Origin of the sequence: Acidovorax sp. BLS4 (genome assembly GCF_032929295.1) — a bacterium.
In the GTDB taxonomy this organism is placed as follows: domain Bacteria; phylum Pseudomonadota; class Gammaproteobacteria; order Burkholderiales; family Burkholderiaceae_C; genus Paracidovorax.
The window spans coordinates 2,781,042-2,793,917 of record NZ_CP136797.1 but is presented as its reverse complement, the minus strand read 5'-3'; the positions used below and the strand labels follow the sequence as shown (position 1 = coordinate 2,793,917).

The 12,876-nt window shown below is 69.1% G+C and carries 17 protein-coding genes; 4 read left to right on the top strand and 13 right to left on the bottom strand.

What is annotated here, in order from left to right:
• Nucleotides 1-6: 6 nt before the first annotated feature.
• From R1Z03_RS12915 to R1Z03_RS12890, 6 genes are all read right to left on the bottom strand, one after another.
• Complete coding sequence (locus tag R1Z03_RS12915) at nucleotides 7-1,056, bottom strand: SDR family oxidoreductase (RefSeq protein ID WP_284424405.1); 1,050 nt, start codon at nucleotides 1,054-1,056, stop codon at nucleotides 7-9.
• A gap of 267 nt (nucleotides 1,057-1,323) precedes the next feature.
• Nucleotides 1,324-1,575, bottom strand: coding sequence for a hypothetical protein (locus R1Z03_RS12910; RefSeq protein WP_272566672.1), 252 nt, complete (start codon nucleotides 1,573-1,575; stop codon nucleotides 1,324-1,326).
• 120 nt (nucleotides 1,576-1,695) lie between these two features.
• The gene (locus tag R1Z03_RS12905) at nucleotides 1,696-2,838 is read right to left on the bottom strand and encodes a mechanosensitive ion channel family protein (RefSeq protein WP_317351413.1); all 1,143 of its coding nucleotides are present in this window, start codon (nucleotides 2,836-2,838) and stop codon (nucleotides 1,696-1,698) included.
• Between the two features lie 368 nt (nucleotides 2,839-3,206).
• Complete coding sequence (locus R1Z03_RS12900) at nucleotides 3,207-3,818, bottom strand: DUF1439 domain-containing protein (protein ID WP_284431625.1); 612 nt, start codon at nucleotides 3,816-3,818, stop codon at nucleotides 3,207-3,209.
• 130 nt (nucleotides 3,819-3,948) lie between these two features.
• Entirely contained in the window at nucleotides 3,949-4,287 is a 339-nt protein-coding gene (locus tag R1Z03_RS12895) for a hypothetical protein (protein WP_317351410.1), read from the bottom strand.
• A 192-nt stretch (nucleotides 4,288-4,479) separates the two neighbouring features.
• Nucleotides 4,480-5,355 carry a PA4780 family RIO1-like protein kinase gene (locus R1Z03_RS12890; protein WP_317351407.1) on the bottom strand — a complete coding sequence of 292 codons (876 nt, stop codon included), beginning with the start codon at nucleotides 5,353-5,355 and terminating at the stop codon, nucleotides 4,480-4,482.
• 80 nt (nucleotides 5,356-5,435) lie between these two features.
• On the opposite strand from R1Z03_RS12890, the gene R1Z03_RS12885 reads away from it, so the two are divergent.
• Nucleotides 5,436-5,939 carry a hypothetical protein gene (locus R1Z03_RS12885; RefSeq protein WP_317351404.1) on the top strand — a complete coding sequence of 168 codons (504 nt, stop codon included), beginning with the start codon at nucleotides 5,436-5,438 and terminating at the stop codon, nucleotides 5,937-5,939.
• Nucleotides 5,940-5,987: 48 nt separating this feature from the next.
• On the opposite strand, the gene R1Z03_RS12880 is transcribed toward R1Z03_RS12885, so the two are convergent.
• Nucleotides 5,988-6,560, bottom strand: a complete 573-nt coding sequence (locus tag R1Z03_RS12880; protein ID WP_317351401.1) for a hypothetical protein — start codon at nucleotides 6,558-6,560, stop codon at nucleotides 5,988-5,990.
• 171 nt (nucleotides 6,561-6,731) lie between these two features.
• On the opposite strand from R1Z03_RS12880, the gene R1Z03_RS12875 reads away from it, so the two are divergent.
• On the top strand, nucleotides 6,732-7,346 hold the full coding sequence (locus R1Z03_RS12875) for a DNA-3-methyladenine glycosylase (protein ID WP_317351398.1): 615 nt from the start codon (nucleotides 6,732-6,734) through the stop codon (nucleotides 7,344-7,346).
• Between the two features lie 230 nt (nucleotides 7,347-7,576).
• On the opposite strand, the gene R1Z03_RS12870 is transcribed toward R1Z03_RS12875, so the two are convergent.
• The 4 genes from R1Z03_RS12870 to R1Z03_RS12855 all read right to left on the bottom strand — a co-directional run bounded on the left by R1Z03_RS12870 (nucleotide 7,577) and on the right by R1Z03_RS12855 (nucleotide 9,737).
• The gene (locus tag R1Z03_RS12870; protein WP_317360365.1) at nucleotides 7,577-8,386 is read right to left on the bottom strand and encodes a tRNA-uridine aminocarboxypropyltransferase; all 810 of its coding nucleotides are present in this window, start codon (nucleotides 8,384-8,386) and stop codon (nucleotides 7,577-7,579) included.
• Between the two features lie 17 nt (nucleotides 8,387-8,403).
• Entirely contained in the window at nucleotides 8,404-8,751 is a 348-nt protein-coding gene (locus tag R1Z03_RS12865; protein ID WP_272566656.1) for a DUF86 domain-containing protein, read from the bottom strand.
• Nucleotides 8,738-9,049 carry a nucleotidyltransferase family protein gene (locus R1Z03_RS12860; RefSeq protein WP_284406437.1) on the bottom strand — a complete coding sequence of 104 codons (312 nt, stop codon included), beginning with the start codon at nucleotides 9,047-9,049 and terminating at the stop codon, nucleotides 8,738-8,740. The genes R1Z03_RS12865 and R1Z03_RS12860 overlap by 14 nt, the downstream gene beginning before the upstream one ends.
• Before the next feature lie 82 nt (nucleotides 9,050-9,131).
• The gene (locus tag R1Z03_RS12855; protein WP_317351391.1) at nucleotides 9,132-9,737 is read right to left on the bottom strand and encodes a class I SAM-dependent methyltransferase; all 606 of its coding nucleotides are present in this window, start codon (nucleotides 9,735-9,737) and stop codon (nucleotides 9,132-9,134) included.
• A gap of 227 nt (nucleotides 9,738-9,964) precedes the next feature.
• Between R1Z03_RS12855 and R1Z03_RS12850 the strand changes: the two genes are divergently transcribed.
• Complete coding sequence (locus R1Z03_RS12850; RefSeq protein WP_317351388.1) at nucleotides 9,965-10,900, top strand: alpha/beta hydrolase; 936 nt, start codon at nucleotides 9,965-9,967, stop codon at nucleotides 10,898-10,900.
• Between the two features lie 41 nt (nucleotides 10,901-10,941).
• On the opposite strand, the gene R1Z03_RS12845 is transcribed toward R1Z03_RS12850, so the two are convergent.
• Nucleotides 10,942-11,325 carry a VOC family protein gene (locus R1Z03_RS12845; protein WP_272566650.1) on the bottom strand — a complete coding sequence of 128 codons (384 nt, stop codon included), beginning with the start codon at nucleotides 11,323-11,325 and terminating at the stop codon, nucleotides 10,942-10,944.
• A 317-nt stretch (nucleotides 11,326-11,642) separates the two neighbouring features.
• Between R1Z03_RS12845 and R1Z03_RS12840 the strand changes: the two genes are divergently transcribed.
• Nucleotides 11,643-12,218 (top strand): flavin reductase family protein, encoded by a 576-nt coding sequence (locus R1Z03_RS12840; RefSeq protein WP_317351383.1) that lies wholly within the window; start codon nucleotides 11,643-11,645, stop codon nucleotides 12,216-12,218.
• Between the two features lie 56 nt (nucleotides 12,219-12,274).
• Here R1Z03_RS12840 and R1Z03_RS12835 read toward each other — a convergent pair whose 3' ends face one another.
• Nucleotides 12,275-12,805 carry a hypothetical protein gene (locus R1Z03_RS12835; protein ID WP_317351380.1) on the bottom strand — a complete coding sequence of 177 codons (531 nt, stop codon included), beginning with the start codon at nucleotides 12,803-12,805 and terminating at the stop codon, nucleotides 12,275-12,277.
• Nucleotides 12,806-12,876: the final 71 nt, after the last annotated feature.

Sequence of the window (12,876 nt, the reverse complement as noted above, 5' to 3'; positions counted from 1 at the left end):
GTCAAGTCAAGGCTGCCGGCCGGTGCCGTCACTGCCGGTCTCGCGCGTGGCCAGCCACCAGCCGCAGACCAGGCCCGCCACGCCGAGCGCGGCCACGGCGGCCAGCCGGCTGTCGCGGTGATCGCGGTGGCCGCCGTCGATGGCGGTGCCGCGCGACGGCTTGAACAGGTTGCCTTCGGACGCGGGCACTTCGCGCGCCCGCCGCAGCGCCGCATCGGCGAGCCAGCGCATCGCGCGGCCCACGCTGGCCGGCGCCAGCGCGTGGGCCAGGCGGCCGGGCAGCGCGGGCGCGCCGAGCCAGGTCACGTCGCGCGGGCGGGTGGACAGGCCCACGATGGCATCGGCCACGCGGCGCGGGTCCACCATGGGCAGCGGCGGCCGGATGCTGCGGCCCGTGTAGTTGGCGCCGTGCGAGAGGCCCGGCGAATCGACGAAGGTGGGGGCCACGTCGCACACGTGCACGTGGGGCAGGTCGGACACCTCGGCGCGCAGGCTTTCCGACAGCCCGCGCAGGCCGAACTTGCTCGCGGTGTAGGCCGCCGCATAGGGCGCGGGCACCCAGCCGCCCATCGAGATGAGGTTGACCAGCGTGCCGCGGCCGCGTTCGCGAAAGTGCGGCAGCACGACGTGCGCGCCGTGCAGGTGGCCCAGCAGGTTGGACTCCAGCACGCGGCGGTGCGCGGCCACGGGCACGTCTTCGAAACGGCCCACGGCGCCCACGCCCACGCTGTTCACCCACACGTCGATGTGGCCGAAATGGCGCAGCGCCTTGGCCCGCAGGGCCTGTACGGCCTGGGGATCGGTCACGTCGGTGGGCACGCCAATGGCGGTGCCGCCCTCGGCCCGGCAGGCCAGCGCCACCGCAGACAGGGTGCCCGCGTCGCGCGAGGCCAGCACGATGCACGCGCCGCGCCGGGCGAAGGCCAGCGCCGTGGCGTGCCCGATGCCGCTGGACGCGCCCGTGATGACGACGACCGTGCGCTCGGGCAGGGGCGCGGCCGGGGCCTGGTCGGCAGACGTTTCGGGATCGGGGGTCGGGGAGCGGGCAAAGAGCATGGGGCCGGGATTCCTTGGGGTCGTCGTTGCTGCGAACGGCGCGGGCGCCTGAATGCAGTGACCCACCCAGACGCGAAGGCGCCGCCTTCCAATGGCCGTTGTATCCCCCGATCGCGGGCCCGGGCGTAGGACGGTGCCGGAAAGGCGGCCGCACGGGCCACACCACGGAGCACGGCATGGCGACTCCTGCAGGCCGCCAGCGCAATATCCACTAGGGCGTCATGCTATTTATTTAATAGCATCCGGTGGCCACGCCTTGGCAGGCTTTCAGCGCCCCACCACGGACCAGCCGGCGCGCTGGTCGGTCTTGTCGTTCTCGTACTCCCACGCCGTGCCGCAGCGGTCGCACTGGTAGCGGGTGATGGTGACGAGGCCGTGGTCGCGCTCTTCCTTGCGGTTGCCGCGCTGCACCAGTTCGGCATGGCCGGGGGCGCGGCGCCAGTTGCGCTGGATGCCGGCGCAGCCATCGCACAGCTCCATCTTCTTCAATTCGCTCTGTCGAGCCGGGTCCTGGGTCATGGGGTTTTCTGCCGGGTTGGGGATCGAGGGCGCCCTGGGGGCGAGGGCCGCTACTTTAACCAACGGGGCCCGCAAGGGCCACGGCGCCCTGCCGCGCCGGCTCGCACCAACCGCGCCGGCTCAGGCCGTCGCCGGCTGCTGCACGCGCAGAAAGCCCCCGGGCGGCGGCCCGCCCGCCGGCGCGGCCAGTTGCACCGTGCGCGCCGGCACGGCGAAGTCCACGCCCAGCGCGGCGAGTTCGCGCATCAGCGACAGGTTGATGCGCTGCTGCAGGTCCATGTACACGTTGTAGGCCGGGTCCAGCACGATGTAGACCACCTCGTACTGCAGCCCGTTCTCGACGAAGCCCTGCAGGTGCGCGCGGTCGAAGCGCGCCTGGTCTTCGGCCTCGATGATGCGGCGCACGGCCTGCGGCACCGCCTCGGCCTGCTCGGCCGTGGTGCCGTAGGGCACGCGAAACTGGAACACGATGCGCCGCTCCTGCAGGTAGCGGTAGTTGTTGATGGTCTGCTTGAGCAGGTCGGTGTTGCTCATCACCACCTGCTCGCCGCCCAGGCTGCGGATGCGCGTGGTCTTGAGGCCGATGCGCTGCACCGTGCCCGCGACGCCGCCCACCACGATGAAATCGCCCGCATCGAACGGCTTGTCCACCGCGATCGCCAGCGAGGCGAACAGATCGCCCAGGATGCTCTGCACCGCCAGCGCCACCGCGATGCCGCCCACCCCCAGGCTGGCCACGAACGCCGTGATGTTCACCCCCAGGTTGGACAGCATGGCCAGCAGCACCGTGGCCCACAGCAGCGTGCGCAGCCCCCAGGACAGCAGCGTGGCCGACGCGCTGAACGGCGCCGCGTCGCCCGCGGCGGCCAGGCCGTGGTGCGTGCGGTAGCGCGCGATCCCCAGGGCCACCGCGCGCGTGCCCCACAGCCCCACCTGCAGCGCCAGTGCCAGGAACCACAGCTGCCCCACGCGCGTGGCCCAGCGGCCCGGCAGATCGAGCATGCCCACGCCCACCAGCACGGCCGCCACGAACACCAGCAGCCGGCTGGTGCCGGCCAGCAGCTCGTACACCACGCCCGCCGTGCGGTGGCTGCCGCCCTGCGCTTCGGCCAGGCGCCGCGCACGCCGCACGGCCACGCCCAGCAGCAGCGACATGGCCAGGTACGCGCCCAGCGCCGCGGCCAGCGCCAGCGCCAGGCTGACCAGGGACAGGCCCCAGAGCGTTTCGGTCTGGAACCACGAGGTGAAGGATGGCGTGTTCATGGAGTTCCTTGAAAAGAAGGACCGGGCCGCGCGCGAGGCGCCGCCGGTGGCATGAAAGGAATGGGGCGGGAGGGGCCGGTGGCCCCTGCGGGCACGGCGGGACCGTGCGCAACGGCGCTGCGTGGCCGCGCCGGAAAGCACCCATCGTAAAAAACGCCGGGCCGGACCGGGGTAGGACCACGCCGCACCTGCCCTGCGGCGCGCCGGGCCCGGCGCTCAGCACATCTCCAACGCGGGATGCAAGGCGCGGTGCGCCGCCAATGGCAGGGGCTTGCGTGCAAACGCGGCAACGCGGCAAACCGCCCGGAAAGGCACTGGCCCCGCGGGTAGAAGAGCCATCCCCGAAAAAGCGGTGAACACTTTCCTTTCTAAGGTGCGGCCTTGGGCTCGAAGCGCACAACCAGCCCCTTGTCCGTCACCGTGATGCTGCTCGGCTGCATGCCCAGGCCATCCGGCACGGCCAGGTCCTGCGGCCGCAACTGGTGCAGCACCACCTCGCTCAGCGTCTGCTGGGCCAGCTGCGGGCCATAGATGTCGAGCATTTCCGCGGCCTGCGGCTGCAGCCCCTCCAGGCGCAGCGCGTTCACATGCAGCTGGTGCGCGCGGATCGTGCGGTCCGATGGCTCGTAGCGCAGCGCGAAGTCCACATCGAACGCGCCGGCGTAGCGGCGCTGCAGCAGCGGACCCGAGGCGGTCACGTCCATGTCGGCGTTCAGCCGGTTCTGCTGCGGCAGCAGCCGCAGCCGGGGCGCCTGCACATCCAGGTTCATCAGGCCGCCCAGCGCATAGCGGCGGGGGAACTTCTCGGCCACGGCGCCCTGCATCTGCTCGGCGGAGATCGTGTAGCTCTGCGCCCAGGCCTGGGGCGCCACGGCGCAGGCGGCCAGGGCGAGCGCGGCGCAGACGGCCCGGAAAACGCCACGGGGTGCTGTGGAGGGCTTGGAGTGCGCGGGGTGCGGAATCGAACGGAAAGCAACCATCGTGGCGGACACCCTCATGTGCAGAAAAGAAAAGACCAGCAACGGCAGTGACTGACCGTGGGCAGGCCGATCAGTTCCCGGCCGGCGGCGCAGGCGGGCGACGGCCAGCCCCATGGCCCCGGCCCGCACGTCAGCCCCACCAGCGTTGCCACCAGGGCGACTGCGGGGCGGTGACGGCCTCCGCAGCCCCGCCCAGCGGCGCCGGGGCGGACAGGGCCTGCAGCGCGCTTGCAGCCTGCGCGCCGGCATGCAGGCGAAGGGCCTGCACTGCATCGTGACAACGCCATGCGGCGCGCTCACGGGCCCGGGCCAGGTGCTCCGCGCAAAAATAGGCCAGACCGAGCGCCCGGCTTCCAGGCTCGGGCAGCGCGTGGTTGTCGTGGTCGGCAAACGCGACCCAGTCGCCATAGGCGCCCTCGGCCGCATCGTCCAGGGGCTGGCCGCAGATCGCGCAGGTGGCTGGGTTCATGGGTGCGGCTCCGGTGGTGTCATCGCCAAGGCACGGCAGGGCCGTGCGCGGGCTCGGCGGCGGCCCCCAAGGCGGCGCGCGGCTGGGAAGTCCGGCCATTTCGCCCGGTCGACGATTTTGCAGGGCAACCCCCGTGCGCGTGCGCCTGTTTTGTGAAGGTTTGTGAGCCCCGCCCCGCGCGCGCCCTTGCCGCTACCCGCCCGCCATGCGCAGCCGGCGCGCTGCATCCTCGGCCCGCGCATCGTCGATCTCGCGCATCACCGCCTGCAGGTCCACATCCGCATGGCGGCGCTCGTAGCGGCCGGTGAGCGGTGTCTCGTTCGTGAGCTGGCCGCTCTGGTACAGGGTCCAGATCTCGGGGCCGTATTCGGTGGCCCGCAACTCGGGCGCGAACTGGCCGAAGAAATCGCGCAGGTTGGCCACGTCGCGCAGCAGCATGCGCGGCGCATGGTTGTTGCCCGCCGCATCCACGGCCTGGGGCAGGTCGATGATGACCGGGCCCTCGGCGCCTTCGTCCGCACCGGCGCCAGGCACGTGGGCGAGCAGGATGTTGAATTCGGACAAGTCCCCGTGCACCACGCCCGCGCACAGCATGCGCACTACCTCGGCGATCAGCGTGGCATGGTGCGCCCGGGCCTGCTCGGGCGTGAACGCCACGTCGTTCAGTCGCGGCGCCGCATCGCCGTGCGCGTCGGTCACCAGCTCCATGAGCAGCACGCCCTCGTGAAAGTTGAACGGCTGCGGCACGCGCACGCCGGCTGCCGCCAGGCGGTAGAGCGCATCGACCTCGGCGCTCTGCCACGCGGCCTCCTGCGCTTGCCGGCCGAACTTGCTGCCCTTGGCCATCGCACGGGCCGAGCGGGAGTTCTTGACCCGGCGGTTCTCGGTGTAGTCCACCGCCTGCCGGAAGCTGCGGTGCGTGGCCTCCTTGTAGATCTTGGCGCAGCGCGTTTCGTCGCCGCAGCGCACCACGTACACCATGGCTTCCTTGCCGCTCATGAGCTGGCGCACCACGGTGTCGATGAGGCCTTCCTCGATGAGGGACTGGAGTCTGGGGGGAGCTTTCATCGGGGCATTTTGCCCCCTGGCAAGACCGCCTATGCTCCTGCGCCGGGCGCATCCATGAAGCCCCCTCCACGTCCATGCCAATGATTTTGAAGACAACCATTGCCCGGCGCCTGAAACGCGGCGGCCCACCCGACCTCCGCCGCCTTGGCCATGGCGTGGCAATGTGGGGCATCGCGTGGGCGCTTTGCGGAACGAACATGGCGCAGGCCGACGCGCGCACCCCCGCCCATGCAATCCACGCCATCGGCCGCCTCTCTGCGATTCACATCGCCCAGGGCGCCGCACACAGCGTGCAAGGCGGGGATGCGAACTGCGAAAACCTTTCCATCGACACCCGCCGGGTGGCCTATTTTTGGCAGCATGCCGTCCGAAGCGCCCGGTACCACTACCTCCAGAGCCTGGACCAGGGCGACTGCCAGGCCGAAGCGCAACTGCAACTGCCGAACCGGAAAAAAGGCCGGCTGTCGCTGGACAACGCGACGGGCTGGGGTGTGCTGCAAATTCACCAGACCACGTACTACCTCTACTGCGAGGCCTGTGAAGGGCTGATGGGCGCAGACTTCACCTTCCCTTCCGTCAAGTGAACAGGCCTCCAGCCTCGGTGCATCTGCTGCACCGCAAGGCGGGCCGTGTCAGCCCCCGGCACCGGCCCACACCGGATTGAGCAGACGCTCCAACCGCTGGTGCGAAGCCTCCACGCGCTGCAATGCCGCATCGACCAGAGCAGGCGTCATCACGATGCGCTTGCCATCGGCCTCGAACGGCCTGCCGCGCGAGATCGGCACCAGCGAGGCGCGAAACGCCTTGTCCTTGGCCAGCACGTCGTCGGGCGCCAGGTTGCGCGCCTTCAGCATGGCCAGCCGGTCCTTCAGGGCCGCCTCGTAGCGCGGATTCACCACGGGCTTGCGCTGCTTCATGCTGGCCTGATAGCTCAGTGCCGTCGCGCGCTCGTACTCGATCGAATTGCGCATGGCCGCGGCCAGTCGGTCCTGCGCGGCCTCGGTGGCGGCGGCGTCGGAGACGTCCACGCCCGCCCAGAAGTCGCGGTGCACCTGCTCGGTGAGCACAGCGTCTTCCTTGAACATGGACATCAGCAGCGCCTGCCGCTTGGCGCTCAGCTCGGCCGCCCAGGGTGCGCTGGACAGCAGGCAGGCGAGGACCAGCGCGAAGCCGGCGCGGAGCCATCGGTGGGACGGAAAATTCATGGCATGCCTTCGTGGTCGGGTTCGTTGGTTGAAGAAACAAGGGGAGACGCTGGACCCGGCAGAACGCCGGCCGGGCGGGTGCGGTCGGCCCGCCAGTATCGCCGTGACGTCCCGCCCCCATGCCACAGGGCCTGGCCGTCGCCGGCCGCTGCGGGTCTTAGCATCACGCCCATGCCCCACGACCTGCCCCCGGCCCTGACCCTTGCCGACATCGACTTCACCGCCCCAGCGCACGAGGTGGCACGCCGGCTCATCGGCGTGACGCTGCTGGTCGACGGCGTGGGCGGCCGCATCGTGGAAACCGAGGCCTACGACCAGACCGACCCGGCCTCGCACACCTTCGGTGGCCCCACGGCCCGCAACGCGGCCATGTTCGGCCCGCCAGGCTGCGCCTACGTGTACCGCTCCTACGGCCTGCACTGGTGCGTCAACACCGTGTGCCGCGAAGCGGGCCATGGCGCCGGCGTCCTGCTGCGGGCCATCGAGCCCACCCACGGACTGGACACCCTGCGCGAACGGCGCGGCCTGCAGGACGCCCGGCTGCTGTGCGCCGGCCCCGGACGGCTGGCGCAGGCGCTGGGCATCGACGCACGCCTGGACGGCGAGTCCCTGCACCTGCCGCCGTTCGCGCTGCTGCAGCCTTCGCCGGGCCACCCGGCGCCCGACGTGATTGCCGGGCCGCGCATCGGCATCTCCAAGGCGGTGGACGTGCCCTGGCGGTTCGGGGAGAAGGGTTCGCGGTTCTTGAGCCGGCCGTTCACGGCGGGGGTGGGAAACCAGGGCTGATCCGCCGGACGGCCCCAACCAGCCATCGCCAGGCCAAAAGCCCGATTCGGAACAGGAACGACCGATGACCATGAAAAGCGCCCTGCGAACCATCACCCTGCCATGGCTGGCGTGGGCTATCTGTCGCCGGTGGTCAAGGGCCGGGAGGAAGACGTTTACTTCTACTACTGCGAGGTTTGCAAGCGGTGAAGTGAAGGAGGCAGGAGCGCGCCGCCAAGCCGCCCGCGCCCTTATCCGTCTTGCCGCGCGGCCCCCTGCGCCGCAACGCCCGGTCCCCGCGCCCGCAAGGCCCGCAACCGGCGGTGCGCCTCGCCGTCCATCTCCACCGGCAATTGGTGCTTGGCCTGCAGGTAGTGGTGGGTGAACACGTCGAGATAGGCCTCCAGTGTCTGGGCTGCATGCGACTCGCCCGCCATTTCAAGGCAGATCGCCGCCACTTCGGAGGTGCAGAAATGGTCGTCGCGCTGGGACCTGCGCAGCCGGTAGCGCGACAGCTGCTCGGGCTGCAGGCTGAGCACCGGCAGGTGGTTCAGGTAGGGGCTCTTCCTGAACATCTTGCGCGCCTCGGTCCAGGTGGCGTCCAGCAGCACGAACAGCGGGCGCCGGGGTTGCAGCGGCGGCATGCCCTGCGCTGGAATCTCTGTGGGCTCCACCCGGGTCACCACCCGCGAAGGCTCCGCGAACTCGCCAGGAAACACCACATACGGCTGCCACTGCGGGTCGCGCAGCAGCGCCAGCAGGGCCGGGTCCACCACCGTGCGCGCCCAGCCGAAGGCGAAGGTGTCCGGCACGACGTCGGCGATCAGCCAGCCCGTGTTGCTCGGCTTGAGCGGCTCGATGTCGGCCATCAGCAGGCACATGCCGGCCTGGGTGGCGACCTGGGGCCGCACGGCGCACAGGCAGTGGCTGGGCACCAGCCGGCAGCCGGGGCAGCGCTCGCCGCGCGGGCCGCCCCGGGCGAGGAACGGCTTGGAACTGCGCGCCAGGCGCTCGGTGCGCAGGCGGGAGACGGCATGGGGAACGAGGGAGTGGCCGGCCATGCGGTCCACGGGATCGGTCAAGCCAGCTCTTCCAGCAAGGTGGCCACCGTGGCGATCAGGGCTGGCAACGAGTCCTGTGCCACGGTCCAGACCGTGTGCACCCGGATGGTGGCGTAGCCATGGATCAGCTGGTTGCGAAACGCCACGATCTGCGCCAGATCCGGTATGCGCGCAGCCAGTGCGGCGTCTGCCCTGGCCAATTGGCCGAGCGCCTCGCCGATGATCTCGAACTTGCGCTCCACGGCCGCCTGCGCCATTTCATTGGCGGCGTAAGCCTCGGCGTCCATGCCCTGTAGAAAATTCTGAATGGCCTTTGCCGCCGCCTGCACATCCCACAGAAAAGCGCGCGGATCACGCGGCAACATACACAGGCTCCCGATGGCGGTTGATGCTGGCCAGTACGTAGGGATTGCGCACTGCGCCCGGCTCGATCAAGTCCACCGGACGGCCGAGCAATTGCTCCAGCGCGGCTTTGGTGCCGAAAAACGAGTGCAGCCCAACGGGCGCGTTGTCGGCGAACTCCACCAGAAAATCCACATCGCTGGTGCCCGGATCGAAATCGTGCGCACGGGCTGCGGAGCCGAATACCTCCAGCCGGCGCACGCCGAAGCGCTGGCAGATGGCCGCGATGCGCGGCAGGTGTTGGGCGATGGCGGAATGCATGCGGGAGATTTTAGGGGCGCACCTGCTGCCCATCGGCCGACACTGCACGGCGCGCATGGCTCTGCCCATGACGTGGGCCACGCTAACCGCCCACGTGCTCCAGCTCGAACAGCGGCACCTCGGCCTGGCGGCTCAGCCACAGGCCGCCGCCCAGCTCCAGCGCGCCCTCGCGCAGCCCGCGCCGGTACAGCGTGGCGGAGTGCCGGAAGATGCGCGCATCGGTCAGGTCTTCGTCGATGATGTCGCGCTCGTAGTCCTCGCGGGACACGGCCTCGACATACAGCGCGCCATGGCTCAACTGGCCCAGGTTGCGCAGGGCGGCCTTCAGATCGGGCGGGCTCAGGTAGGGCAGCACGCCCTGGCAGATGACCAGGTCGAACGGCTCGCTGGCCTGGTAGTCCACCACCGAGCCCTGCTGCCACCCGTAGCGCTCGCACAGGTAGGGGCTGAACTCCACGCCCTGGTAGCTGGCCGCGGGAAAGTGCTGCGCCACGATGCCCTTCCACAGCCCGATGCCGCAGCCCACGTCCAGCACGCGCTGCACCGGCACCCGCAGGTACTTGAGGTAGCTGCACACGAAAGTGCCCAGGCGCTCCATGTGCTGCGGGTCCACCACGCTGGTCTTCTTGTCGTAGTAGAAGCGCTGGTAGTACGCCTCGTCGAAGGTGCTTGCGCTGGCTGATTTCAAAGAGGCGGTCCTTGCAGGGAAGTGGAAAAGAAGGGAGGGGCTGGGCGAAGCCAAAACGGTGGCAGCGAGTATCCCGTATCGCCACGGCACGCGCACCCGCCCCGGGCACGCCCACCGCCGTGCGCACCGCAGGACAGGCCGGCGCCGTCCGGCGTCCGGCGTCGGCGATACGGCATGGCACGGCACTGCATCACCCGATTCGAATGGACGCGACACAATGGTCCGGCATGAGCGCAGCCCCCTCCTCCACGCCCCTTTCCGCGCCACCCGGCCCCGCCCCGTCCGACCACTGGATCGCCACCGCGCACGGCCGCCTGTTCGCGCGGCGCTGGGCCGCCGGACCCGCGCCCTGCCCCGACGCATCTGCGCCGCCGCCCATCATCCTCTTCCACGACTCGCTGGGCTGCGTGGACCTGTGGCGCGAGTTTCCTGCCGTGCTGTGCCGAGCGACGGGCCGCGGGGTGATCGCGTACGACCGCCTGGGCTTCGGCCGCTCCGACGCGCGCACGGGCCTGCTGCCACGGGACTTCGTGGAAGACGAGGCGCGCACCAGCCTGCCGGCCCTGCGCGCGCACTTCGGCGTGCAACGCTTCGTGGCGCTGGGGCACAGCGTGGGCGGCGGCATGGCCGCCCATTGCGCGGCAACGCGGGGTACGCCGGGTGACGGCCCCGGCGGCGCGGCGGGCAGCGACTGCGACGCGCTCATCACCATCGCCGCCCAGGCCTGCGTGGAAGAGCGCACGCTGCAGGGCATCCGCGAGGCGCGCGACCAGTTCAACCAACCCGGCGCCCTGGAACGCCTGGCCCGCTACCACGGCGCCGATCAGGCGCGCTGGGTGTTGAACGCGTGGGTGGACACCTGGCTGCACCCGGGTTTTGCCGACTGGTCGCTGGCCGAGGCCATGGCGCGCGTCACCTGCCCCGTGCTGGCCCTGCATGGGGACCGCGACGAATACGGCTCCACGGAACAGCCCGAGCGCATCGCCCGCTGGGCCGCCGGGCCGGCGCGGGTGGACATCCTGCCCGGCGTGGCGCACGTGCCCCACCGCGAACAGCCCGACGCGGTGGCCCGGCGGATCGCGGGGTTCCTGGCCGGCCTGCCCGCGGGCCCGGCGGACGGCACCGGCCATCCCCCGCAGCAACCGCCCTCAACGCCGGGCTGACGCCTGCCGCGCTGAAAACCGTCCCGACCGCAGCGAGCGCCTCACGCCTTGGGCGGCCGATGCAGTGCGCAGAGCTTGTTGCCGTCCGGATCGCGCAGATACGCCAGGTACAGCGCGCCGCTCGGGCCTTCGCGAAAGCCCGGCGGGTCTTCGCAGGTCGTGCCACCGTGGGCGACGCCCGCGTCGTGGAACGCCTGCGCCTGTTCCGGCGACTGCACGGTGAACCCGATGGTGCTGCCGTTGCCGTGGCAGGCCGGCTCGCCGTTGATGGGCGTGGAGATCGCGAACGTGCCCGTGGGGCTGCGGTAGAAATAGCGGTTCTTGTGGGCGGACCCGGGGGCGATGCCCAACGTGCCGAGCACCGCGTCGTAGAACCGCTTGGACACTTCCAGATCGCTCACACCCAACATCACATGACTGAACATGGCTTTTGTCTCCGTGGCACCCGTCGCCGGGCAAAAAAGGATCGGACGATGGTAGCGGCCGCCTGCCCGCGCGCGGGTCGCCTGCGGGCGCTGCGCGCCGCCTTGGCGACATCCCGGAGGGGTTCGGGCCGGTGGGGGAAGACCCTCCGGGTCCGCGCTGATAAACCAAGCATCAAAATGGCCACTAGCACAATTGACACTAGGGCATATTGCTATCAAAAACAGAGCATCACGTTGCAACCCCACGCCAGCCGCTGCCTCCAACCCAGTCCCATCTCACCTCATCCCCTCCCATCCACCCTGCCGCCCCTCCCGCCATGCCACCCACCCACTTCACCCCCGTCCCGCTCGACAAGGCCTACCGCCTGCTCAACCACGGCCCGACCGTGCTCGTCTCGGTCCACCACGCCGGCACCGACAACGTGATGGCCGCCGCCTGGGCCTGCGCGCTGGACTTCAGCCCGCCGAAGGTCACCGTGGTGATCGACAAGGCCACGCGCACGCGCGAGCTGGTGGAAGCCAGCGGCCAGTTCGCGCTGCAGTTGCCCACGCAGGCCATGGCCGCGCTCACCGTGGGCGTGGGCACCGACAGCGCCAAGGCGCGACCCGACAAGCTGCAGCACTACGGCGTGGGGTTGTTCCACGCGCCCGGCCACGACGCCACGCCCCTGGTGCAGGGCTGCGCCGCCTGGCTGGTGTGCCGCGTGGTGCCCGAGCCGCACAACCAGCAGGCGTACGACCTGTTCATCGCCGAGGTGGTGGCCGCGTGGGCGGACGAGCGGGTGTTTCGGGAAGGGCACTGGCACTTCGACGAAGCGCCGGAAGGACTGCGCACGCTGCATTACGTGGCTGGTGGGCAGTTTTATGCGACGGGGGCGTCGGTGCGGGGTTGAGTGAAGGGAAGGCGCACGTGGGGCACGAAACAATGCAGATAAAAATGCATCACCCTTTAAAGACCAAGAAGAGATTTGAATGTTTGAACCTCTTTTCTCGGTTTTCCGGGGGCCGTATTTAAGAGTCCAGGCACCACCATTTCCCGAAGGATTTTGGTATCTCGCAGGTTTGAAAGACTCTTATTGCGAGTCAGGCAATTTCCTATAAGCATTATTTCCAACTTCTGAATATCTTTGTGTCCGTTTCCATTTGGACCGGAGAGCACGCCACTGGGCGTGTACTTTGGAATAATTGTTAGAAGAGGTGTGCCCTTCCTTGCGGCAAGCGCATTATTATAATGATTTATTTTATGCGGAGTAAAGCACTCCTTTTGAAATGATTGCTTTTCAGCGAGCCCCACATACCAAGGAAGAGCGCCTTTGCCAGCCCTAATAGAAAATATGTAACAACCGACACCTAGGGATGCATGCTCTCCAAAATAAGAGTCAACCTTATTCCAAAAAGTCGAAATCGACAATTTATCTGCCTCCAGCAAACCATTTTTCTGCTTCGACAACTCTAGAGCGGGATAAGGGTAAAAATTCATATTATTATCGATAAAATATGACCTACAGCCAGCACAATTCAATTCAACAACATGCAAGAGAAAATCATTTC